Genomic DNA, 22906 nt, shown 5'->3' with positions numbered 1-22906 from the left:
GGTTATCGTCAGCCCTCGCGCAGTCGAACAAGAAGCCAAGGATGAAAACCCGCGAACGCATTCTGCAAACCGCCCTGCAGCTGTTCAACGAGCAGGGCGAGCCCAATGTTTCGACCCTGGAGATCGCCAACGAACTGGACATCAGCCCAGGCAATCTCTACTACCACTTCCATGGCAAGGAGCCGCTGGTACTGGAACTGTTCGAGCGCTTCCAGAGCGAGATGACGCCGCTGCTCGATCCGCCCGCAGAGGCCCAGCTGGATGTCGAGGACTACTGGCTGTTCCTGCACCTGATCGTCGAGCGCCTGTCGCAATACCGCTTTCTCTTCCAGGATATGTCCAACCTGGCGGGACGTTTGCCGAAGCTGGCACGAGGCATTCGTCATTGGCTGAACGCGCTGAAACGCACCCTGGCTGCCCTGCTCGCCCGCCTGATGGCCGATGGGCAGTTGAACAGCGGCACTCAGGCTCTCGGCCAACTGGTCGAGCAGATCACCCTGACCCTGCTCTTCTCCCTCGACTACCAGCGCATCCTCGACCAGCAGGGTGAAGTGCGCCTGGTGGTGTACCAGATCATGATGCTGGTCGCGCCGCACCTGAATCAGCCATCACGCGGCACCGTCGAGCACCTGGCACAGCGTTATCTGGAAGCCTGACGCGCACCCTAGGTTGCTGCGCTTGGCGCACACCTTGGGCCGGAAATGAAAACGCCCGGCACTAGGCCGGGCGTTTTTGATCCTGAGACACTCAGGACGAGGTGGCTGGGGTTGCCGGAGTGGCAGCCGGAGCCGGTGCAGCGGTCGGGGTCGCAGCGGCGGCAGGTGTCGGAGCCGGTGCAGCCGGTTTCGGCGCTGCTGCCTTGGGCGCAGCCGGCTTCTTCGCAGCGGGTTTCTTCGCCGCAGCCGGTTTGGCCGCAGGCTTGGCTACGGGCTTGGCGGCTGCTGCAGGCTTGGCAGCGGGTTTCGCTGCGGCCTTGGCTGCCGGTTTGGCAGCTGGCTTGGCTGCAGCTTTAGCAGCGGGTTTGGCGGCCGGTTTTGCAGCGGGTTTGGCAGCTGCTTTCGGAGCCGGTTTGGCGGCTGCTTTCGCGGCAGGCTTAGGCGCAGCCTTGGCTGCTGGCTTGGCCACCGTTTTCGCCGATACACCGGTAATTTTTTCCAGCTGCTTGGTCAGGCTGTCGACCTTGTCGTTCAATGCCTTGACCTCGTTGCGGCTGGGCACGCCCAGACGCGAGATGGCATTGTTCAGACGCTTGTCGAAAGCCTCTTCCAGCTCACCCCACTTGCCGATCGCCTTGCCCCGGACTTCATCGACCTTGGACTTGGCGGAACCGACCTTGGAGCCGACGCCGGCTTTCACCGCGCCAACCTGCTTGTCGACTTCACTCTTGGCCTGCTTCTCAGCCTTCTCGCCATCCTTGACCAGCGTATCGAACAGCTTGGTGCCGTCCTTGCTGACCTTAGAGTAAGCGCCCAAGCCTGCCAACCAGATCTGACGCGAGTATTTCTCGACCTCGCCGATCCAGGAGCTGGTCTGTTTCTCGGTTTTCTTCTTAACAGCCATCCTGATCTCCTTATTTGGTACGCGCGACATGCTCGAGCAACGCGCTCAGCTCATCCAGCTTAGCAGAGAGTGCTTCAACATCCTGCTTGGACGGAATGCCGATACGGTTCAGAGCGGAAGCCACACGAGTATCGAAAGCCTTCTCGATCTTGTCGAGTTGAACTTCGACCTTGCCTTTAACGCTGGTGACATTGGAATTGACCGACTGCTTGACCGATTCGATCTGGCTGTTGGCGGCTTCTACCTGCTCGTCGACCAGCTTCTTGCCTTTGCTCTCGACGCCTTCACCGGCCTTGACCAGCTCCTTGAAGTATTCAGCCCCCTCGACACCCGCCTTGGCGTAAGCGCCCAGGCCAGCGAGGTAGATCTTGCGGGCATACCCCTTCACGTCGTCGAACAGACCGGCTTTGTCTTCGACCACGGTTTCTACTTTTTTCTTCACGGATACTTTCGACATGGTGCACCTCACGCGCTTTGACAGTTAGCGGAAACGCCCACGGGATGCAGGCTTGGGTACACCCTAAGGAGAAAAATTAGAAATCGCATACTAGGAGCAGGCGAAGTACGCATGCTCAAGCACCTCAGCGAAGGTGCGCACAGCGCACCCTACCGGCTTGCTGCCACTCTCAGGCCAACGACTTATCCAAGACCTGCTCGATCTCGCGCTGGATCATGCCGCCCATGGGCGATAGCAGCAGACCGAGCTTGAGCTCGACGCGCACAGTGTCTTCACCCACCGCGATGCTGCCGTCGGCACCGCTGCGCTTGAACTCCAGAGTGTCGCCGTTCCAGCGATAGCGCACGTCGTACTCGCTGGCCAGGCGCTCGGCCAGGCGCTCGGCTTTTTCGCGGGCGCCCTCGCGACCGAGGGAATGGGATCGTTCGACACGAATACGGGACATGGAAACTCCTTGAACTGGCAGCGTGCCGCGTGGCTGCGGCATGAGGTCACATCACTCTACCAGCCCATCGGGCAAGCGGGCACCCAGGCAAGACAAAGGCGCCAGGCGCCTTTAGAATGGTGCGGTTTTCTACCCGGTGAGAGCGACATGAGCGATCCACGCAAGGCCCAGGAGCAGGAACCCACCACCCACTTCGGTTTCCAGGACGTACCGGAAAGCCAGAAGGCGGAAAAGGTGGCTGAAGTCTTCCACTCGGTGGCGGCCAAGTACGATCTGATGAACGACGTGCTGTCCGGCGGCCTGCACCGCCTGTGGAAGCGTTTCACCATCGAGCTGTCCGGCGTGCGTCCCGGTAACCGTGTGCTGGACATCGCCGGCGGCACCGGTGATCTGACCCGCAAGTTCGCCAGCATCGTCGGCCCGACCGGTGAAGTGGTGCTGGCCGACATCAACGACTCCATGCTCAAGGTCGGTCGCGACCGCCTGCTGGACAAGGGCGTGGCCGGCAACGTGCAGTTCGTTCAGGCCGATGCCGAGAAGCTGCCGTTCCCCGACAATCACTTCGACGTGGTCACCATCGCCTTCGGCCTGCGCAACGTCACCCACAAGGATGCGGCCATCGCCTCCATGCTGCGTGTGCTCAAACCCGGTGGCCGCCTGCTCGTGCTGGAGTTTTCCAAGCCCGGCAACCCGCTGCTGGCCAAGGTCTACGACACCTATTCGTTCAGCTTCATGCCGCTGGCTGGCAAGCTGATCACCAATGATTCGGAAAGCTACCGCTACCTCGCCGAGTCGATCCGCATGCACCCGGATCAGGAAACCCTCAAGGCGATGATGGTCGATGCCGGCTTCGAACGCGTGACCTACCACAACATGACCGGCGGCATCGTCGCCCTGCACCGAGGCATCAAGCCTTAATGCTCATAACCGGATTGCTGGCAGGCGTCGAAACGGGCCTCAACCGGGTTCTCGGCCTCGATGGCACGGCCTTGCCGCGCCTGCAGGCGCTGAGCGGCAAGGTCATCGCCGTACACTGCCAGAGCCCCGCCCTGGAGCTGTTCATCCTGCCCAGCGGCGACGGCCTGCAACTGGCGTCGCAATGGCATGCACCACCCGACTGCACGCTCACCGCACCCGCCGCCAGCCTGGCGCGCCTGGCACTGAGCCGCGACAAGACCGCCGTGCTGCACCGACCGGAAGTCTCGCTCGATGGCGACAGCGCGGTGCTGCTGCAACTGGCCGGCATCCTCCAGGATCTGGAGCTGGACTGGGAATACGAACTCTCCCGCTGGCTCGGCCCGGTGGCCACTACCCTGCTCGCCGGCCATCTGCGCAGCCGGGTGAACCTGGCCAGCAGCGGCGCTGCCAGCCTCAAGCAGGATCTGGCCGATTACCTGGCCGAAGAATCACGCACGCTGGTGGGCCAGCGCGAAGCCGATGTGCGCTTTGCCGAACTGGACCATCTCAAACTCGCCCTCGACCGCCTGGAAGCACGCATCGAGCGCCTCACTTCTGCCAATAAGTCCGACGCATGAAGCTGCTTGCCGTTCGCCGTCTGCTGCGTATCCAGCGCGTGGTCATCCGCTATCAACTGGACGACCTGCTCCTCGAACTGCCTTTGCCATTCTGGCTGCGCGCACTGTCCTGGCTGTTGCCGTGGCGCTGGCTGCCGCGCAAGCCATCGCAACTGTCGCGCGGCGCACGCCTGCGCCTGGCGCTAGAAGACCTCGGACCTATCTTCATCAAGTTCGGCCAACTGCTGTCCACTCGCCGCGACCTGATGCCGCCAGACGTCGCCGACGAACTGGCGCGCCTGCAGGATCAGGTACCGCCGTTCCCCGAAGCTCAGGCCATCGCCCTGATCGAGCGTCAGCTCGGCGCACCGGTGAGCGAACTGTTCGCCCGCTTCGACAGCCAGCCGCTGGCCTCTGCCTCGGTCGCGCAGGTGCACGCCGCGCAGCTCAAGACCGGCGAGGAAGTGGTGGTCAAGGTCGTACGCCCAGGCCTCAAGCCGGTGATCCGCCAGGATCTGGCCTGGCTTTTCCTGATCGCCCGCATTGCCGAAAAAGCCTCGGCCGATGCCCGCCGCCTGCGCCCGGTGGAAGTGGTCAGCGACTACGAGAAGACCATCTTCGACGAGCTCGACCTGCTGCGCGAAGCGGCTAACGCCAGCCAGCTGCGACGCAATTTCGACGGTTCGCCGCTGCTCTACGTACCACAGGTGTACTGGGACCTGTGCCGTCCGCAAGTGCTGGTGATGGAGCGCATCTACGGCATCCCGGTCACCGATCTGGCGACCCTGGCCGACCAGCGCACCGACATGAAGCTCCTGGCCGAGCGCGGCGTGGAAATCTTCTTCACCCAGGTGTTCCGCGACAGCTTCTTCCACGCCGACATGCACCCCGGCAACATCTTCGTCAGCACGCGCACGCCCTGGAGCCCACAGTACATCGCCATCGACTGCGGCATCGTCGGCAGCCTCACCGACGAGGATCAGGACTACCTGGCGCGCAACCTGCTGGCTTTCTTCAAGCGCGACTATCGCAAGGTCGCGCAGCTGCACATCGACTCCGGCTGGGTGCCGGCGGAGACCAAGGTCAACGAGTTCGAGGCTGCGATCCGCACCGTCTGTGAGCCGATCTTCGAACGGCCGCTGAAAGACATCTCCTTCGGCCAGTTGCTGCTGCGCCTGTTCCAGACCGCGCGGCGCTTCAACATGGAAGTGCAGCCACAGTTGGTACTGCTGCAAAAGACCCTGCTCAACATCGAAGGCCTCGGTCGCCAGCTGTATCCGGACCTGGACCTGTGGAGCACCGCCCAGCCCTATCTCGAACGCTGGATGCGCGAACGCATCAGCCCGTTACACCTGCTGCGCAATCTGCAGCAACAGGCCGAGCAGGTGCCGCACCTGTCGCAGATCGCCCGCGATACCCTGGAGCGCCTGCAGCGCTCTCAGCAACGCGAAGAGCAGCACCCCAGCAGCGACCGATGGCCACTACGCCTGCTCGGCGCCGCACTGATCGCTGCCGGTACCATTCAAGGCCTGGCACCGCTGCTAGCCGCCTGGCCCGCCTGGCTGATGGTCGGCGGCGGACTCTATCTGGTGCTGCGCCGATAGCCAGTTGGCCGCGGCGCTGGCACACTTGGTGAATTAACGGGCCCAAGGGCCCGGCAGACTTGGAACACCGATGAAAGATTGGCTCGACGAAATCCACTGGAACGAAGACGGCCTGGTGCCAGCGATAGCCCAGGATTACCAGAGCGGCCGCATCCTGATGATGGCCTGGATGAACCGCGAATCCCTCGCTCTCACCGCCGCCGAGAACCGCGCCATCTACTGGTCGCGCTCACGTGGCAAGCTGTGGCGCAAGGGTGAAGAGTCCGGCCATGTGCAGAAGCTGCACGAACTGCGCCTGGACTGCGACGCCGACGTCATCGTGCTGATGGTCGAGCAACTGGGCGGCATCGCCTGCCACACCGGTCGCGAGAGCTGCTTCTATCGCGTATACGAGAATGGCGACTGGAAAACCGTCGACGCCGTGCTGAAAGACCCGCACGCCATCTATGCAGGACACAGCCATGAGTGACACCCTGAGCCGCCTGGCCGAGGTACTGGAAGCGCGCAAGGGCGCAGCGGCCGACAGCTCCTATGTCGCCAGCCTTTATCACAAGGGCCTGAACAAGATTCTGGAAAAGGTCGGTGAGGAATCGGTGGAAACCATCCTCGCCGCCAAGGACGCCGCCAGCAGCGGTGACTGCAAGGACCTGATCTACGAAACCGCCGATCTATGGTTCCACAGCCTGGTCATGCTCGCCGCCCTTGGCCAGCATCCTCAGGCCGTGCTGGATGAACTGGATCGCCGTTTCGGCCTATCCGGCCACGCGGAAAAAGCCGCGCGACCGCAATCCGAATAACTTTCACAACGGAGAACTCATCATGGGTTTCGGCGGTATCAGCATCTGGCAACTCCTGATCATCCTGCTCATCGTGGTCATGCTTTTCGGTACCAAGCGCCTGAAAGGCCTGGGCTCGGATCTGGGCGACGCGATCAAGGGCTTCCGTAAATCGATGGATAGCAGCGAAGCTGAAAAGCCCGCCGTGGAAGAGCCCAAGGGCCAGACCATCGATGCCCAGGCACGCAAGGTCGAAGAGCCGGCGAAGAAAGACTAAGCCATGTTCGACATCGGTTTTACCGAGCTATTACTGGTCGGCCTGGTGGCTCTGGTGGTGCTCGGCCCTGAGCGCTTGCCCGGCGCCGTGCGGACGGCCAGCCTGTGGATCGGCCGGATCAAGCGCAGCTTCAACTCGATCAAGGCCGAGGTGGAGCGCGAGATCGGCGCTGATGAAATTCGTCGCCAGTTGCACAACGAGCGGATTCTCGAGCTGGAGCGCGAGATGAAGGCGATGAAGCAAGACATTCTCGGCACCGGCAGCAGTAACAGCCCACCAGCCGAGAACAGCGCCAAAGCGACCACCGAAACGGCCCAGAGCGTTCAGGACAAGAATCCCCAGCCATGAGCAATAATCCACAAGCCGATCAGGAAATGCCCCTGGTCTCGCACCTGGCCGAGCTGCGTACTCGCCTGTTGCGCTGTGTAGTGATCATCCTGCTGATCTTCGCCGGCCTGTTCTACTTCGCTCAGGATATCTACGCTCTGGTAGCAGCGCCGCTGCGCGCCTACCTGCCGGAAGGCGCGACGATGATCGCCACGGGCGTCGCCTCGCCGTTTCTCACACCGTTCAAACTGACGCTGATGTGTGCGTTGTTTCTCGGCATGCCGGTGATCCTGCACCAGATCTGGGGCTTCATCGCGCCAGGGCTGTATACCCACGAACGGCGTATTGCGGTGCCACTGCTGGTCTCCAGTATTTTCCTGTTCTATGCCGGCATGGCCTTCGCCTACTTCGTGGTGTTCCCGATCATGTTCGGCTTCTTCGCCAGCGTGACGCCTGAAGGCGTGGCGATGATGACCGACATAGGCCAGTACCTGGACTTCGTCCTGACCCTGTTCTTCGCCTTCGGCGTGGCCTTCGAGATCCCCATCGCTACATTCCTGGTGATCTGGGTCGGGCTGGTAGACGTCGCCACGCTGCGCAAGAGCCGCCCCTACGTGATCGTTGGCTGCTTCGTGGTCGGCATGGTGCTGACGCCGCCGGACGTGTTCTCGCAGACGCTACTGGCAGTACCTATGTGGCTGCTGTTCGAGGCCGGCGTGCTGGCTGGCGCCATGGTCAAGCGCAAGCGCGACGAGGAACAGACCGAGGAAGAAGCCGAGGCCGAGCCCGAAGACCAACCACCCGCACCACTACCGTGAATCTGCTGCTGCTGGAAGACGCCGACTTCGTCGACGGCGACCGGGTGCGTCTCAGTGGCAGGCGCCTGAAGCATCTGCATGAAGTGCATCGCGCCGAAACCGGTGACCGCCTGCGCGTCGGTCGCCTTGACGGCTTGATGGGCGAAGGTCGACTGATCGCTCTGGATGCCGAGCACGCCGAACTGCAGGTCAGCCTCGACCAACCCCCACCGGCCAAGCTGCCGCTGACGCTGATCCTCGCCCTGCCCCGCCCGAAGATGCTCAAGCGCGTGCTGCAAACCGTTAGCGCCATGGGCGTACCGCGCCTGGTGCTGGTCAACAGCTATCGCGTGGAGAAGAGCTTCTGGCAGACGCCATTTCTCGAGGCCGAGGCCATTCGCGAACAACTGATTCTGGGCCTGGAACAGGCGCGTGATACGGTGCTGCCCGAGGTGAGCATCGAGAAACGCTTCAAGCCCTTCGTCGAGGATCGCCTGCCGGCGTTGGCAGCCGGCACGCTCGGCCTGACCGGCCATCCCGGCGATCACCCAGCCTGCCCGCGTGCAGTACAGGAGCCAGTGACCCTGGCCATCGGCCCGGAAGGCGGCTGGATTCCCTACGAAGTCGAGCTTCTGCGTGAAGCCGCAGGCCTGCAGCCGGTGCAGCTCGGCGAGCGAATCTTGCGGGTGGAGACGGCCGTGCCGGCGTTGCTGGCCAGGTTGTTCTAAACACGAACGATGAACCTGTAGGAGCGAGCTCTGCTCGCGAAGCGTTCGAGTCGCCAGCATTCGCGAGCAGAGCTCGCTCCCACAAGCTACCGCTATACCTCGAGCAGGAAGGTCACCGGCCCATCGTTGACCAGGTGCACCTGCATATTGGCGCCGAAACGCCCGGTGGCGACCTGCGGGTGCTGGGCCTTGGCCATTTCGACCAAGCCGTCGAACAGCGCAGCACCTTGCACCGGCGGTGCAGCGCTGGAGAAGCTGGGGCGCATACCGCTCTTGGTGTCAGCCGCCAATGTGAACTGCGAGACCAGCAACAGACCGCCCTGCATATCCGTCAGCGAACGATTCATCTTGCCCGCTTCATCGCTGAACACGCGGTAGTTCAGCAGCTTGTGCAGCGCGCGCGACAGACTGGCCTGATCGTCCTGCGGTTCGATGCCGACCAGCGCCAGCAGGCCCTGATCGATGCGCCCGACCACTTCCCCTTCCACCTCCACCCACGCCTCACTGACGCGCTGGATCAGCAGCTTCACGCATCCTCCGGCGGCAGGTCGAGCAGGCGTCGTGACAGCTCATCTGCAGCGCGCACCAGAGCGTCGGTAATGCCGGGCTCGGCCGCCGAGTGCCCCGCATCGCGGATGATCTGCAGCTCGCTGTTGGGCCATGCCTGATGCAGCGCCCAGGCATTATCCAGCGGGCAGATGACGTCGTATCGGCCATGCACAATGATGCCCGGCAGGTGGGCGATCTTCGGCATGTCGCGGAGCAACTGGTTGGGTTCGAGAAAGGCGTCGTTGACGAAGTAGTGGCATTCGATGCGGGCGATGGACAGTGCGCGATGGGCATCGCTGAATCGGTCGACCACCTGGCTGTTGGGACGCAAGGTGGCGGTGCGCCCCTCCCAGGTGGACCAGGCCTTGGCCGCATGCATCTGGGCGATCTGGTCGGCACCGGTCAGGCGTTTGTAGAAGGCCTGTATCAGGTCGCCGCGCTCCTCCGCCGGGATGGGCGCCACGTAATCTTCCCAATAATCAGGAAACAGGCGGCTGGCGCCCTCCTGATAAAACCAGCTGAGCTCCTGCGGCCGGCACAGGAAGATGCCGCGCAGGATCAACCCATGCACACGCTGCGGATGCGTCTGCGCATACGCCAGCGCCAGGGTGGAACCCCAGGAGCCGCCGAACAGCACGAATTTTTCGATGCCCAGATGCTCGCGAATACGCTCGATATCGGCGATCAGCGCCTGGGTGGTGTTGTTCTCCAGGTTCGCGTGCGGCGTGGAGCGGCCGCAGCCACGCTGGTCGAAGGTAACGATGCGATACAGGGCAGGATCGAAGTAGCGGCGGCTGGCCGCATCGCAGCCGGCGCCAGGGCCACCATGGATGAACAGTACCGGCAACCCATCCGCAGAGCCGCTCTCGTCGACGTAAAGCACGTGCGGTTGCTCGACCGCCAGCTCATGGCGGGCGTAGGGTTTGATCTCCGGATACAAAGTCTGCATGGTTGGCTCCTGTTGGCTGGGCTACAACTGCCGTGTTCCACTCTGCCCGGCATCATAACCATGAAAAGGAAGTTCAGCATGTCGATGCGTCATCTGGCTTGGTCGCTGTTTATGTCCTTCACCCTTCTGCTCGCCGGCTGCGGTGGTCGTGACGACCCGCAGGCAGCGCTGGAGGCGGCCGTACAGCAGTTGCAGGACAATATCGAGGCCAAGAGCACCGGTGCGGTGCTGGACCTGCTACATGATGATTTCCTGGCCCGCCAGGAGCTGGACCGTGAATGGGCCAAACGCACCATGACCCTGCTGTTCCTGCGCCACAAGAACATCAAGGTCATCGCACTGGGCAAGAACAGCTGGATCGACTCGGCAATCAGCAGCAAGGGCTATACCGAAGCGCAGGTGGGTCTTAGCGGCGCCGAAGGGTTGATTCCCGACAGCGCGCGGCACTACTCGGTGAAGCTGGAATGGTGGCTCGACGGCAACGAGTGGAAACTCGCGCGACTGGACTGGGAGTGAAAGCGTAGCCTGGCCCCCGCCTACGTAGGAGCCGGCTTGCCGGCGGTCCCTCGATGTTGATCGCGAGCAAGCTCGCTCCTGCAGGGGGCAGGCCTAACGCACCCAGTTACGCGGTCGATGCAAGGCTACAGCTGCATCAATCGGGCTGGCGCCAGATCAGATCCGAGGTCACGTAACCCTGCTCACGCGCGACGCTGAGCAGCTTGTCGCGGGTTTCCTGATCGATCTCCGGGGTGCGTGACAGCAGCCACAGATACTTGTGCTTCGGGTGGCCGACCAGCGCTACACGATAATCCTCGTCGTGGTAGATCACCCAGTAATCGCCCTTGATCGGCAGGATCTTGCTGGCCCAGTTATCGAAGCGCACCCAGAGCTTGTCGGTCTTTCCTTCGACCTGAGGCTCGGCGACACCCTTGGCCTCGATCCATTCACCGTCCTTGTCACGGCAGCGGTTGGTGACGTCGATGCGCCCGTCGTCACGCAAACCGTAGTGCGCTTCGGACTGCGCGCAGTTGCGCTGGAAGAACATCGGCAGGCGCGCCAGCTCGTACCAGGTGCCCTGGTAGCGCTGCAGGTCGACCTGCATGGTCTGTGGTGGCGGCTTCTGAATGCTGCCGGTACCCGAGTTGGCACAGCCGGCGAGGGCGAGAATGGCACTGGCGATTAGGATCGAACGCATGGAGGCTCCTGTTTACTTGAGTCCCTTACCGGAGAACAGCATGACCTTGTCCCCGGCGTACTGGACGCTGATATAGGCCTTATCGTCGCCCCAGGTGCAACTGGTCATCCCCAACGCACCGGCACATTCGCCCGGCGCGCCGAGCAGGCTTTCCACCTCCTGCTTGCTCATACCGGCCTTGAGCTTGGAGTAGTTTTCCTGATTGACCTTGCCGCAAGCGGCGAGCAGGCAACAGGCGAGCAACGCGACGATACGCATCGACATGGATGAAGCTCCTGATGGGAAGGTGCCAGCAAGCTTGGCATAGCCGGCGACGACTTGCCCGCTTGGAGTTCAGAAACGCGAGCCGGGTTCCCGCAGGAAGGCCTGCTCTTCGTCGCTGGATGCGCGACCGAGAATCGCATTGCGATGGGGAAAACGACCAAAGCGAGCGATCACCCGCTGATGGCGCTCGGCGTAATCGAGGAAGTTGGCGAACAATGGCCGCTCATTGGCAGCAGCTTCGCTGAGCAGATCAGCAAACAGTTCAACCGCACGGTTCTGCAACGGCAGATCTTCGGCGTGCTCGAAGACCAGATAGGCAAAGACACGCTGGATCGGCGTCAGCCGGCGGTCCCAGCCGCGCTCCAGACCATCGCGCAGCAGCGGGCGAGCCCGTTGGTCTCCCGCAAATGCGCGTGGTGTGTCGCGAAAGATCATGCGCGGCAGTTGATCGAGCAGGATCAGCTGCGCCAGCCAGCCCTGCGGATCGTCCGCCCAGCCTTGCAGCTCGCCAACCAGTGCCTGCTCGACCAACGCGCCGAAGCGCACTTCAGCTTCACGGTCCTGGCTGTCACGCTTGCCGAACCACAACGCCTGGCGCGCCGCAGCCACCTCGGTGGCCGTGCCGTAATCGACACCAGTCGAGCAGCGGCTGCCAGGCCTGCATCAGCTGCGATGGTACGCGGTGATACGCAGCACTTCTTCCTTGGAGCCAAGGTACACCGGCACACGCTGGTGCAGGGAAGTGGGCTGGATGTCGAGAATGCGCTGGCTACCGTCGGTTGCAGCGCCGCCAGCCTGTTCGATGATCATCGACATCGGGTTGGCCTCGTACATCAGGCGCAGCTTGCCCGGCTTGTCCGGCTCGCGAGCATCGCGCGGGTACATGAACACGCCGCCACGGGTGAGGATGCGATGCACATCGGCCACCATCGAGGCGATCCAGCGCATGTTGTAGTTACGCCCCAGTGGCCCGGTTTCACCGGCCAGCAGCTCGGAAACGTAACGCTGCACCGGGGCTTCCCAGTGGCGCTGGTTGGACATGTTGATGGCGAATTCCTTGGTCGACTCCGGCACCTTGATGTTGTCGTGGGTGAGCACGAAGCTGCCGAGTTCACGATCCAGAGTGAAGCCCTTCACGCCGTCGCCGAGGGTCAGCATGAGCATGGTCTGCGGACCATAGATGGCGTAGCCGGCCGCAACCTGCTGAGTGCCCGGCTGGAGGAAGGCTTCCTCGCCCAGGTCGCCGGTCTGGCCATTGCGCTCAGGGCAACGCAGCACGGAGAAGATGGTGCCGACCGACACGTTGACGTCGATATTGCTGGAGCCGTCCAGCGGGTCGAATACCAGCAGGTAGGCACCTTTCGGGTACTTGCCGGGAATCTGGTAGGCGTTGTCCATTTCCTCGGACGCCATGCCGGCCAGGTGGCCGCCCCACTCGTTGGCTTCGAGCAGAATCTCGTTGGAAATCACATCGAGCTTCTTCTGCACTTCGCCCTGCACGTTCTCGCTGTCCAGGCTGCCCAGCACGCCGCCGAGGGCGCCCTTGGACACCTGATGGCTGATCGCCTTGCAGGCCCGCGCCACGACTTCGATAAGGAAACGCAGGTCGGCCGGTGTGTTATGGCTGCGAGTCTGCTCGATCAGGTAGCGGCTCAGGGTGACGCGGGACATGGACGGCTCCGGAAAGGGGAAAAATCGCGCGCAGTTTAACCCGTTCAGGACCTGGCCGCCTCCCTGAAGCCTGGGCGTTTAGCGAGAAACTGACGGAACGTGCGCGGGAATCCACCCAGCGCACCCGATAGCAGGCGCGCTGGTAAGACGGCTGATCAGATATCCAGCGAGAGCGAAAGGTTCAGGCCATGTTGCGCTTCGTCATCGGCATGGCGGTAGCTGTAGCTTCCGCGTAGCGACAGGCCATTGCCCAGACGCTGACTGACTCCCAAATGCCCCCTCAAGCTGCGGTCGTCTGGACGATAGCCTGGGAGTTCGAAATCAATACCCGGCAGGCTGTTGAGCGACATCCGCAGCTCGCTGGCGTCATTTTCATACTCACGCTCCACAGCCACTTCGCCAAACAGACGGGTATTCGGTGAGAGATCGTAGAGACCCTGCAGGCCGACACCCAGACGCTTGGATTTACGTTCCTGATCAGCGAAGGTCAGTGCCGTCGAACGCTGGCCGGACTCAGCATAGCCATCAACGTCGATATGAACGTAATCGGCGCTTAGGAAGGGACTAAGATGCCACTGACTGCCAGGCTGAGCGATGTCGTAACCAAAACGACCGCTGAAGGCCCAAAGATCGCCGTCGGTGTCGCCCTTCTCTGAGTTGGTGGCAGGCCCTATTGAGAACTTCCGTTTGAGGTCGTCATATTCCAAGCGGCCAACCGTCGCAGAAATATCCCCCCACCAGCGGTTGTGCTGGTACTGAGCAAAGGCTGTGCCCAAGTAGCTGCGCAGATCGTAGTCGGAGTCGGCAGCACCTGCTTTCAGGTTTTGCTCATAGAGCCCCGCCGCAAGCCCAATACGCCATGCCTCATCGATGCGGTAGCTACCGCCGAAATTAAGGCTGTAACCGTTGCCGTCGGCATTACCCCCATGCAGGTCATAGTCCAGGCGCTGGCCCCCGCCGTTCACAAATGCTCGCCACTGCCCAACACCCTGCCAAGACTCCCAATCGGCGAGCCATTGCGCTCGCAGTTGATCTTGGTGACCTCGGAGAGTGCCCAACGCCATTTCTGGCAGGAGAGTCATTTCCCAGGGTGCAGCGAGAAGCGAGTATGCGTAATCAGCAATCAGACGTTGCCCAGCAATGGTCGGGTGAACACTGTCGTTGAACAGCAATTTCGTAGGATCAGGATCAGTGCCATTAATGCCGTGCACGGGGTTGGGATTGCTGCAACCGTCGAAGCATGTCCCGATGACAGTGTCACGATCGGCAATCAGACCATAGCGGCCTGGATCGCTAAGGATTTCGGAAAGATTCAGCGGGATGTTCAAAGGGATGACATTCGCATCAAGCGCCGCCAGTTGACGCACCAGCTCATTATTGAAATCCGCACCAAGCGACGAAACAAAGCCCTGTAGGCCACCGCCATAGAAATTAGGTGTAAGCCCGATATCCGGCAACAGCCAGACCATGGTGTAGCGTGCTCCAGCCTGCTGCAGGACTTCAACACTATCGACCAACCGGCCTGCAGCCGCTTGGGCGCTGGCGGTATCCGTTACCCGGAACTGCAGAAAATCGTTGCCTCCCCCGGTCAGGTAATAAAGTGCGTTTGGATCGGCGCGACCGCCAGTCGAGGCGAGGTACCCGCCCGGGCCACTTATCGCATCCAATATCTCATCGGTACGATAACCACCTACTGCCCAGTTATTACCGCCATCGACAGAGTTCGCCGGACCAAGCCCCGGCCCAGACAACCCAAGCGCGCTTCCCAGCAACATCGGTGCTACGGGACCGAAAATTTCGCCACTCCCGTCCTGATAGGTGGGGCCAACGCGGTTGGTGAATCGGGTCGTAGCCCCGGCCGGGCCATCAGCATCGGCAAACCAACCTGCGTCACTGAGGCTGTCACCGAATACGTACAGCGCACTGTAAGGAGCAGCGTAGAGAGGATGGGAGCTGGCTAGCAGGCAGGCAGCCGCCAGAGGTTTCAGCAGACGCTTCATGGCAAGTCCTTATTGTTGTTGGAATGAACTCCTCAACAAATGTAGCGACTCCTGCGCTGAAAAACACCCAGTTGGCTGCGATATTCACTCTATGAAGCCAACGCTATGCGATTCCTCCCGCTCCGCTTGGCTGCATAGAGCGCCACATCTGCCGCCTGCAACAGCTCATCAAGTTGCTCGCCATTGACAGGCCATACGGCTATCCCCGCAGAAAGCGTCACGGGTAAAGCGCCTATGCGCGTTGGCTGGTCCACACTTGCCAACTGCACGCGCAATAACTCAAGACGCGCGTGCGCAGCCTGGGCATTTAATCCCGGCAGGATCAGCAAAAACTCCTCGCCACCGATACGAAACACCGCATCGGTGCTACGCAGGTTGCCCAGCAGGTGCTGGGCTACCGCCTTGAGTACGTCGTCGCCGACCAGGTGGCCGCACTCGTCGTTAAGGCGTTTGAAGTGATCGAGATCGATCAGGGCCAGCGCCAATGGCAGGTTCTCGCGCTGCACCCTGGCCAGTTCGCGTTCGAAGAACTCATCCAGGTAACGCCGGTTGTACAACCCCGTCAGCGGATCACACAGGGCCTGTTCGCGCAGTTGTTCGTGCAGACTGGAGATGGTGCGCAGGCGCTCCTCGCTCAGCGCCAGCGCTTCGGCCAGCTTTAGCTCACTGAGGTGGCGCTGGGTCACGTCGCGGATATAGAGCATATGACCGAGCAGGGTCGGGCCGTGCCGGGTGGCGCGCTGGATGGCGCGCACGCGCACCTCGTAGTAGCGCGCGGCGCTGGTCAGCGTCAGCGGCAGGTCCTGCTCGGGGCCGTTGTGCTCTTGCAGCAACTGCTGCAGATCGGCGCCGAACACCGGCCATTGCCCCAACTCGGTGCCTTGCCATCCCGATTGCAGGCCTGCCAGTTTCAGCGCTGCCGGGTTGGCCTCGATCACACGTCCACGCGGGTCAATCACCAGCACCGGATCGGGCAAGGCTTCGAGCAGCAGATGGCGGGCCACCGGCAACAGGTCGAACAGGCGTACCCCGACGATCAGCCAGGAAAAAGCGATCAGGGTGAACGCGAAACTGAAGGGCGTCGGGTCGAAGCCGAACAGGGTCAAGCCGAACCCCACATAACCGACGTTGGCCACCCACGGCACCGCGGTGACCAGAACGAAGGCCAGATAGTGGCGGCGATGCAGCCCCTGGCTCAATGCCGCCGCACGTGTCACCACCCCCATGCAGAAGGCCATGAACAGATAGACATAGACGGCCGTAGCGTAGAACAACGGGCCATGCTCGTAGCGCACCGGCGCACCCAGGCTGGCGTCGACCGGCGCACTGCCTGCCCCGTAGAACAGACCATGCCAGGGGTTACTCAGCGCCAGCCCCCAGACCAGCAGCGGCACCAGACTCAAGCCGAGGATGCTGCTGCGTGCCAGAGGGGCGCGCATGCTGTTGACGTATTGCCAGAGGAAGACGGCCCAGAAGGTGGGCGTGGAAATGATGCCGGGCCATGCCATGCTGGCCCAGAACATCTTGCAGTCGGCGCTGAGGAAGGTCATTTCCAGCGCTGCAGTAACCATCCACCAGAGGCTGGCCAGATGCAGCAGGATGAAACTCTCACGTCCGGGAAAGTCGCGCTGGCGGGTCACCCAGTGCGCCAGCAGGATCACGCCGAGGCACACCAGCAGCGTCACCAATACCGGTGCCGAGAAACTCCAGCCGGAAGCCATGCAGGCCTGCATCAGCGACGCCTCCGTATTCCCGGCGAGGCAGCACTTGAATCACGTACACACGCAACACAAGACGACTGGGCGATGACGCGAATCGAAATACGCAAGGGCCTTCCTGACCTTCAATGCTGGATTGGCGCGGGGTGCCTAAGATACTGCAAAAGCCCTGCCGCAGCTGGGCTTTATTGGTCCATGCCTCTCAGACGTCCGGCGGGCGACGCAGCACACTGGCGGCCATCGCGGCCAGCAACCCAACGCCCACTAACAGTACAGCCCAGAGTCCCCAACGCTGCCAGTCCTGGCCGGAGCCGGCTTGTGGCTCGAGCGCAGAGGCAAACGCCTCGGTCAACTCGGCACGGCCAAGGCTGGCCAGTCGCTCCGCCTGATAACCAGGGATCAGGGTGTGCAGTGGCAAGGCTGCCGACTGCGCGCTCGGGCTACCCAGCGCCAGCCGATAAGGCGGCTCGCCACGGGCGAGAAACACCAGTTGCGTGGCACGCAACGCGACCTGCAAGCGTGGCGTATCCACACCCAAGCCGCCGCCCCGGGCATCCACCTGGACACGCAGCTGGCGCACTGGCCAGCCGGGCAGACTCAACTCATCGTTCACCACTTCACGCCCAGCCTCAGGCAGACGATAAAGTACCCCGCTTGTCAGCTGACGCCAGGCGCCCTGATCGCTGCTGCGCGCCTCGAAGCGCAGTGGCGCCAGCGTATTGCTCTGTTGCAGTTCGACCCGCAGGCGCTCCAGAGGCAATGACAAGGGCAACTGCCACTGGTACTGCCCCTCAGTGTTGGCCTGCGCCGGCATGAGATCGGACCACACCAGCGGCGCGGCCTGATGAGCCTGCCGTTGACTGCGCAGGGTAACGGCCTGCAGTTGCGGGGCCTGGGCAGGATTGCGCCACAGCAGACGCAGGTACCGGGCCCGCTGGCCAGGCAGCTCGACCTGGCGCTGATCGATGCGCTCATCGGCGAAGCTCAGACGCGCCACCTGCCCTTCCCCCCAACTGCGCCAGTGCTGCAGGTCATCACTGGCCTCGATGCTGAAGCGCTGGAATCCTTCCTCGGCGCCGCTCCAGTCCAGATTCATACGCACCAGCGGCGCATCGATGGTACTGGCATCGAGCAACCAACCCCGAAGCTGTTGCTCGCTTTCGACCGGCGCATCGCCGCGCAGCTCGATCAACGTACCAGTGGTGCTGCGCTCGACGCGCAGCGCAGGTATGTCCTGAGTATCGGCGCGGCCTCGCAACGGAAACCAGCGCACGCCATGCTCCTGTTCCTGCTGCACGGTTTCGCTACGCCCCGGAATCAACGCGTAGGCCTGCATCTGGCCGTTGCTGTCGAGTACGCGCAAATCGCGCAAATCGCCATGCCCGGCGGCGAGGTGAGCGGCAAAGGGCAGCTCCAGGCGATACCAGGGTCCCTCACCAGCGAGTTGCAGCGCTGCGCCATGCCGATAGTCTTGAGGTTTCTCACTGGCCTGGCTGAGCGCACTCAACGACAAACCCAGGAGCAGGCCCCAACGGATGAAGTTCATACGGCAGACTCCTGTTCGTTAGCGGCCGGCTCTTCGGCCTTGCGCGGCGGCAGTGGGGCGAAATAGCCCACCACCAACAGCAGCACACCGACGCCAATGAACGACACGATACGCTCCAGGCCGCCGCGGTTGCCCAGTTCGACGAAGAACAACTTGGCCACCACCAGAGCGATTAGCGCGGCGCCGACCAGCCACAGCTCGCGACGCGCACGCAGGTGACCGAACAGCATCAGCGCCAGGGCGATCAGGGTCCAGACGATGGACAGGCCGGCCTGCACCAGCATCGAGTCGTACAGTGCCGCGCTGTGCCAGGGCACGCCGCCCCACTGGTGCGCGGTACGCATCACCATCACGGTCAGCAGAGCGAACAACGACAGCCCAGCGACGCCCTGCACCACTTGCTGCGCACGCGCAGGTTGCAGGCCGAAGCGCGGTAGCGCATCACGGGCCCAAACGAACAGCGCGCCCAGGCACAGCAGCAGGCCCAGCTCCAGCGGGTTTATCAACGGCAGGTAAGGCAGCGGATCGCTGTCGCCAGCGCTGTTGGCATTGGCCAGCCAGAACCAGGCGAGCATCGATGCTGCCAGCGGCGCCGCCGCCCACAGCCTGTACTCACGCTCGAGACTGGCCACCGGCCAGGGCAGGCGACGCGCCTGGGCCATGGCCCACAGATAGGCGGTAGGTATCAACGCCCAGCCCAGCCAGCGCCAGGCGTTGTAGTGCTCGGACAGGCTCAGCAGCAGATAACGCAGCTCCAACGCCAGCACGCCAAGCAGCAACCAGCAACCGAGCACATGGGCGACGCTGGCCGCGCGGCTCGGTAGCAGCGCGCTCAAACGCCTCAGCATCAACAAATGCGCGGCGGTCACAGCGATCCAACCCAGCCAGCCATAGTTCGCCGCCGGGTGATACAGCGGATGCCAGGCATAGGCCAGAATCAGGCCTGCCACCGGCGCCAGCAGGCTGCACAGCACGGCTAGGTCGCGCCAGCCCGTGCGTAGCGCGAGCAGCATCCAGGCCAGGCCCGACAGAGCGGCCAGTACCAGCAGTACGCTGGCCTGTAGCTCAACGCTGACGAAGCGCATCACCTCACTGGCCAAAGCCAGTGCCCACCAGGCCGCGCCCCAGGCCAGCAAGAGCTGACCCAGGCGCTGCAGACTGACGCCATCGAACCCGGTTTCCCGCGCACTGCGCGCCAGGCCGTGCAGGCGCCAGGCGCCGATCTGCGCGGCCAGACCGAGTACGGCTGGGGTCCAGAAACCGGTGTGTGCCAGCGGCGACAAGCCCTCGCCACTGATACCCGACAGCAGCAACGGCCCGGCGGCAAGGAAGGCCAGGCCAGCGAATACCTGCAACACCAGGCTGAACAGGAAGGCCGCGCGCTGCTGCAGATAAAGCGCCAGCCACAGAATCAGCAGCCCCGTACCGCCCCACACCGCCGCGGCTGCGACCCAGGGCAGGACGAACAGCACCGCCAGGTTGATGAACACCAGGCCCACCAGCATGATCGCCGACAGTGCGCCGAGCAGCCGGCGGTTCTCGCGGATGTGCGGATCACGCGCCGCCAGCAACATGCCGGCGATCAGCCCCAAGCCAACCATCGACGCCGCCAGCAAGCCGAACCAGCCCGCGCTGAAGCTGCCACTGCCGAACAGCGAATCCAGCGCCATCTGGCCGAGGAACAGCAGGCCGCCGAACAACTGGATGGCGAAAGCGCTGTAAACGAAACTTGGCGCGGCGATACGCAGGCCGACGAACAAGGTCGCCAGCCCGCCCAGCGCCCAGGCGATGGCGGTGCCGGGCGCCTCGAACAGCAGCGGCGCAATCAGGTAGATGAATGCCAGCCCGGCCAGACCCAACCAGGGCAGCAGGCGGTTTTCCCAGGCGCTGGCAGCCTGCGGCGACTGACGCAACTGCCAGTAGCTGAACAGCAACGCCGCACCGAGCATCAGTGCGCCCAGTGGCGAACCGTCGAGCAGGCTGTCGTAGCCAAAATCCAGGCCGCTGACGAACGCCAACGCCGCGCCCACCTGCAACAACAGAGCGAACGCACGCGCCAGCGGTCGCCCCTGACGCAACCCCAACCAGAAGATGCCGGCGCCCTCCACGGCCCAAGCCGCCGCCGTCCAGCGCGCGTCGAGACCGAGCGGAATGGCCAGGCTGGCGAACACCACGCCAAGCGCCAGGCAGGTTTCAACCAGCAGCAGCGCACGGTCGCCAGCGCGCGCCTTGAGCACACGCGCCAGCAGCAGATAGAACAGGCCCAGGCCGAGGGCACTGAAAGCGGCGGCGAATTCGATGTGTCGTACCAATGCCACCTGTAGGCCGAAGCCGACCAGAGGCGGGCCGAACAGCGTGGTGGCATCGACATAGTCGCCACGGCGCAGCGACCAGCGCAGCAGCTCGTCACGCGCCTGGGGTGCATCCGTCGCGTCACGCAGGGTGCGGCGGGCGAACAGCAGGCCGATGGCCACGTACATCAGGAAGAACAGCAGCAGGAACGGCTCGGTGCTCCATAGCAGTTCCGGTGTATAGGAACGCAGGCCCCAGGCGAAACCGATACCGAAGGTGCCGACGAAACCGATCAAGTTGAGCAGACGCCAGGCCTTGAACCAGGCGATGGCGAAGATACCTGCGTTGAGCAGAGCGAAATAGGAGAACAGCGCGACATGGTTGCCGCTGCCGGTAGATGTGAGAATCGGCGCGGCGAAGCCACCCAGCGCCGCCGCAGCTGCCAGGCCAAGGGCATTCTGCTGCACGGCGAGAATCGCCGAGAACAGCGTCACCGCCACCAGCAGGCCGAGCGCCATGCCCGGATCGAGCAGCGGATGCAGGCGCATCGCGGCGAACACCGTCAGGTACAGCACGGCGATACCGGTGCCCTGCAGCACCAGGGCGTAGTTGCGATTGCGCCGTCGCAACCACCAGCCCAAGCCAAGCAACGCCAGGGCGCTGGCGGCGACGCCCATGTAACGCAACTCTACCGGTACCTCGACACCTTCGGTGGCGTAGCGCAGGAGGAAGGCCAGGCCGAGAAACAGCAGTACCACGCCGACTCGCAGCACGGTGTTGCCGCCGAACAGCCAAGCCTTGGCCGCGGCGATGCCACGCTCGATCAGGTTCGGTTCACACGGCGCTTGCTCGCGCCAGGGGCTTTGCTGCGCTGCCGGTCGAGGCTCGTGGACGACCTGGGCAGCCAGCGGCACAGGCTCATCGACAGGAGGCGTTTCGATTTCTGGCAACGGGTCCAGCGTCCAGTCCAGCTCCGGCTCCGGCTCCGGCTCTTCGGCAAAGAGCGGCTCCGGTAGTGGTTCGGGCGCAGAACTGGCAACAGGTTCAGCAGGCACGGGGATCGGGGCAGGCTCCGGTTCACTGCGCTCGCCCTGCTCGACCTTTACCAAGCGTTCGTGAATGGCGCGGGTACCGTGATCGAAGCGCTCGGCGAAGTCCTTGAGCTGCGCAGCCAGCTGCGCATTGCGCGTTTCCAGCCCTTGCAGACGCAGCATCTGGCCTAGACTGAGGCCGATCAGCCCGCCAAGCAGCGCGCCTGTGACCGATTCGCTGGCGCCCACGCCGAGCACCAAACCGACCAGCATGAAAATCCATTGCATGCGTTATGTCCCAACCCTGAGAGAGATCGTCTCGCGCACCTAGCAGGCACCCGAGACGGGAGCCCAGTATAGGAGTCGCATCGACCAACACCCAGAGAGACGACTGCCAAGCCGTTCACAGGCACAACGCAAAGCGATCAGCCGCCAGCCGGTGCTTCACAAATGCTGCGCGCTCGCTATCATCGCCGCCCCGTGACCGTAGGGCGGACTTGGGAGCGCAGCGAACAGTCCGCCACACAAGACAGGCCTACCCGAGCATCATGATAAAGCCCCGCCTGATAGCCGCTGCAGAAATCGACCGCCTGGAAACCTGGGCCAAATACACCGCCGACATGTGCCACAGCTGCATGTCCACCTGCTGCACCATGCCGGTTGAGGTGCGCTTGAATGACCTGATCCGCCTGGAACTGGTGGACGAGTTCGAGCGCAGCGAACCGCCGAAGAACATCGCCAAACGCCTGCAGAAAGACGGCATCGTCGAACGCTTCAACCAGAAGTCGGGCATCTTCACCCTGATCCGCATGTCCAACAACGACTGCCTTTTCCTGGATCGCAAGACACGCCTGTGCAGCGTTTACGAAAAACGCCCGGACACCTGCCGTCATCACCCCAAGGTCGGCCCAAGGCCGGGGTATTGCGCCTACAAGCCGAAGTAGGGCCGGTCACACGGGAACTGGCCTTGGTGCGCACAGCGCACCCTACGAGGCCCGACGCAGGCCGATAACACGCCCGACACAGGCAGGGCGTTGCAGGTTCTGCTGCTCGGCAGCCAGCTGCGTCACCCGCTCGGTCACCTGCTCGTCGAATGGCGCCGCGGGGGGGGGGGGGGGGGGGGGGGGGGGGGGGCGCGGGGGGGGGGGGGGGGGGGGGGGGGAGGGCGCGGACGCGGGGGGGGGGGGGGGCGGGGGGGGCGGGGGG

Annotated in this window: 24 protein-coding genes and 1 pseudogene; 12 read left to right on the top strand and 13 right to left on the bottom strand. The window is 63.2% G+C overall.

Annotated features, from left to right (window positions below; all coding sequences use genetic code 11):
* Window positions 1-41 precede the first annotated feature (41 nt).
* On the top strand, window positions 42-656 hold the full coding sequence (locus tag EGJ86_RS22590) for a TetR/AcrR family transcriptional regulator (protein ID WP_125836711.1): 615 nt from the start codon (window positions 42-44) through the stop codon (window positions 654-656).
* A gap of 91 nt (window positions 657-747) precedes the next feature.
* Here EGJ86_RS22590 and EGJ86_RS22585 read toward each other — a convergent pair whose 3' ends face one another.
* The 3 genes from EGJ86_RS22585 to EGJ86_RS22575 all read right to left on the bottom strand — a co-directional run bounded on the left by EGJ86_RS22585 (window position 748) and on the right by EGJ86_RS22575 (window position 2462).
* Complete coding sequence (locus tag EGJ86_RS22585) at window positions 748-1560, bottom strand: phasin family protein (protein ID WP_125836710.1); 813 nt, start codon at window positions 1558-1560, stop codon at window positions 748-750.
* Window positions 1561-1570: 10 nt separating this feature from the next.
* On the bottom strand, window positions 1571-2017 hold the full coding sequence (locus EGJ86_RS22580; RefSeq protein WP_099522803.1) for a phasin family protein: 447 nt from the start codon (window positions 2015-2017) through the stop codon (window positions 1571-1573).
* 169 nt (window positions 2018-2186) lie between these two features.
* Window positions 2187-2462, bottom strand: coding sequence for a polyhydroxyalkanoic acid system family protein (locus tag EGJ86_RS22575; RefSeq protein ID WP_013713710.1), 276 nt, complete (start codon window positions 2460-2462; stop codon window positions 2187-2189).
* Window positions 2463-2609: 147 nt separating this feature from the next.
* Here EGJ86_RS22575 and ubiE point away from each other — a divergent pair, with 147 nt between their 5' ends.
* The 9 genes from ubiE (at window position 2610) to EGJ86_RS22530 (ending at window position 8485) form a co-directional block, all read left to right on the top strand.
* The gene (ubiE, locus tag EGJ86_RS22570; protein ID WP_099522805.1) at window positions 2610-3380 is read left to right on the top strand and encodes a bifunctional demethylmenaquinone methyltransferase/2-methoxy-6-polyprenyl-1,4-benzoquinol methylase UbiE; all 771 of its coding nucleotides are present in this window, start codon (window positions 2610-2612) and stop codon (window positions 3378-3380) included.
* Window positions 3380-3997 carry an SCP2 domain-containing protein gene (locus EGJ86_RS22565; RefSeq protein ID WP_125836709.1) on the top strand — a complete coding sequence of 206 codons (618 nt, stop codon included), beginning with the start codon at window positions 3380-3382 and terminating at the stop codon, window positions 3995-3997. The genes ubiE and EGJ86_RS22565 overlap by 1 nt, the downstream gene beginning before the upstream one ends.
* Complete coding sequence (gene ubiB, locus EGJ86_RS22560) at window positions 3994-5580, top strand: ubiquinone biosynthesis regulatory protein kinase UbiB (RefSeq protein ID WP_125836708.1); 1587 nt, start codon at window positions 3994-3996, stop codon at window positions 5578-5580. The genes EGJ86_RS22565 and ubiB overlap by 4 nt, the downstream gene beginning before the upstream one ends.
* Before the next feature lie 70 nt (window positions 5581-5650).
* Window positions 5651-6049, top strand: coding sequence for a phosphoribosyl-AMP cyclohydrolase (gene hisI, locus EGJ86_RS22555; RefSeq protein WP_099522808.1), 399 nt, complete (start codon window positions 5651-5653; stop codon window positions 6047-6049).
* On the top strand, window positions 6042-6377 hold the full coding sequence (locus tag EGJ86_RS22550; RefSeq protein WP_125836707.1) for a phosphoribosyl-ATP diphosphatase: 336 nt from the start codon (window positions 6042-6044) through the stop codon (window positions 6375-6377). The genes hisI and EGJ86_RS22550 overlap by 8 nt, the downstream gene beginning before the upstream one ends.
* Window positions 6378-6399: 22 nt before the next feature.
* On the top strand, window positions 6400-6633 hold the full coding sequence (tatA, locus tag EGJ86_RS22545; protein ID WP_099522810.1) for a twin-arginine translocase TatA/TatE family subunit: 234 nt from the start codon (window positions 6400-6402) through the stop codon (window positions 6631-6633).
* 3 nt (window positions 6634-6636) lie between these two features.
* Entirely contained in the window at window positions 6637-6981 is a 345-nt protein-coding gene (tatB, locus tag EGJ86_RS22540; protein WP_099522811.1) for a Sec-independent protein translocase protein TatB, read from the top strand.
* Window positions 6978-7778 carry a twin-arginine translocase subunit TatC gene (gene tatC / locus EGJ86_RS22535; protein ID WP_099522812.1) on the top strand — a complete coding sequence of 267 codons (801 nt, stop codon included), beginning with the start codon at window positions 6978-6980 and terminating at the stop codon, window positions 7776-7778. Before tatB ends, tatC begins: the two co-directional genes overlap by 4 nt.
* Window positions 7775-8485: a 16S rRNA (uracil(1498)-N(3))-methyltransferase gene (locus EGJ86_RS22530; RefSeq protein ID WP_125836706.1), complete on the top strand. Its 711-nt coding sequence runs from the start codon at window positions 7775-7777 to the stop codon at window positions 8483-8485. Before tatC ends, EGJ86_RS22530 begins: the two co-directional genes overlap by 4 nt.
* 92 nt (window positions 8486-8577) lie before the next feature.
* Here the strand turns inward: EGJ86_RS22530 and dtd are convergent, their stop codons facing one another.
* Together dtd and pip are read right to left on the bottom strand one after the other, a co-directional pair.
* On the bottom strand, window positions 8578-9015 hold the full coding sequence (gene dtd, locus EGJ86_RS22525) for a D-aminoacyl-tRNA deacylase (protein ID WP_125836705.1): 438 nt from the start codon (window positions 9013-9015) through the stop codon (window positions 8578-8580).
* Complete coding sequence (gene pip / locus EGJ86_RS22520) at window positions 9012-9983, bottom strand: prolyl aminopeptidase (protein ID WP_125836704.1); 972 nt, start codon at window positions 9981-9983, stop codon at window positions 9012-9014. Before pip ends, dtd begins: the two co-directional genes overlap by 4 nt.
* Window positions 9984-10061: 78 nt before the next feature.
* Here pip and EGJ86_RS22515 point away from each other — a divergent pair, with 78 nt between their 5' ends.
* Window positions 10062-10499 carry a hypothetical protein gene (locus EGJ86_RS22515; RefSeq protein WP_099522817.1) on the top strand — a complete coding sequence of 146 codons (438 nt, stop codon included), beginning with the start codon at window positions 10062-10064 and terminating at the stop codon, window positions 10497-10499.
* A gap of 136 nt (window positions 10500-10635) precedes the next feature.
* On the opposite strand, the gene EGJ86_RS22510 is transcribed toward EGJ86_RS22515, so the two are convergent.
* The 8 genes and pseudogenes from EGJ86_RS22510 to EGJ86_RS22475 all read right to left on the bottom strand — a co-directional run bounded on the left by EGJ86_RS22510 (window position 10636) and on the right by EGJ86_RS22475 (window position 21988).
* Window positions 10636-11178, bottom strand: a complete 543-nt coding sequence (locus EGJ86_RS22510) for a lipocalin family protein (protein WP_106733707.1) — start codon at window positions 11176-11178, stop codon at window positions 10636-10638.
* Window positions 11179-11190: 12 nt separating this feature from the next.
* Window positions 11191-11442 (bottom strand): outer membrane protein assembly factor BamE, encoded by a 252-nt coding sequence (bamE, locus tag EGJ86_RS22505; RefSeq protein ID WP_106733706.1) that lies wholly within the window; start codon window positions 11440-11442, stop codon window positions 11191-11193.
* A 69-nt stretch (window positions 11443-11511) separates the two neighbouring features.
* Window positions 11512-12106 (bottom strand): annotated as a pseudogene (locus tag EGJ86_RS22500) (DUF924 family protein).
* The gene (locus EGJ86_RS22495) at window positions 12106-13113 is read right to left on the bottom strand and encodes a class 1 fructose-bisphosphatase (RefSeq protein WP_099522821.1); all 1008 of its coding nucleotides are present in this window, start codon (window positions 13111-13113) and stop codon (window positions 12106-12108) included. Before EGJ86_RS22495 ends, EGJ86_RS22500 begins: the two are co-directional and overlap by 1 nt.
* Window positions 13114-13268: 155 nt before the next feature.
* Window positions 13269-15113: an esterase EstP gene (estP, locus tag EGJ86_RS22490; RefSeq protein ID WP_125836703.1), complete on the bottom strand. Its 1845-nt coding sequence runs from the start codon at window positions 15111-15113 to the stop codon at window positions 13269-13271.
* 89 nt (window positions 15114-15202) lie between these two features.
* Window positions 15203-16846 (bottom strand): histidine kinase N-terminal 7TM domain-containing protein, encoded by a 1644-nt coding sequence (locus EGJ86_RS22485; RefSeq protein ID WP_125836702.1) that lies wholly within the window; start codon window positions 16844-16846, stop codon window positions 15203-15205.
* A gap of 187 nt (window positions 16847-17033) precedes the next feature.
* Window positions 17034-18377: a DUF3999 domain-containing protein gene (locus tag EGJ86_RS22480; RefSeq protein WP_125836701.1), complete on the bottom strand. Its 1344-nt coding sequence runs from the start codon at window positions 18375-18377 to the stop codon at window positions 17034-17036.
* Window positions 18374-21988, bottom strand: a complete 3615-nt coding sequence (locus EGJ86_RS22475; RefSeq protein WP_125836700.1) for a DUF2339 domain-containing protein — start codon at window positions 21986-21988, stop codon at window positions 18374-18376. Before EGJ86_RS22475 ends, EGJ86_RS22480 begins: the two co-directional genes overlap by 4 nt.
* Window positions 21989-22248: 260 nt before the next feature.
* Between EGJ86_RS22475 and EGJ86_RS22470 the strand changes: the two genes are divergently transcribed.
* Window positions 22249-22644, top strand: coding sequence for a YkgJ family cysteine cluster protein (locus EGJ86_RS22470; RefSeq protein WP_037004502.1), 396 nt, complete (start codon window positions 22249-22251; stop codon window positions 22642-22644).
* The last annotated feature ends 262 nt before the right edge of the window (window positions 22645-22906 follow it).

The sequence above is a fragment of the Pseudomonas sp. o96-267 genome (genome assembly GCF_003935465.1).
GTDB lineage: Bacteria > Pseudomonadota > Gammaproteobacteria > Pseudomonadales > Pseudomonadaceae > Aquipseudomonas > Aquipseudomonas sediminis.
This window is presented reverse-complemented; position numbering and strand designations above follow the sequence as displayed.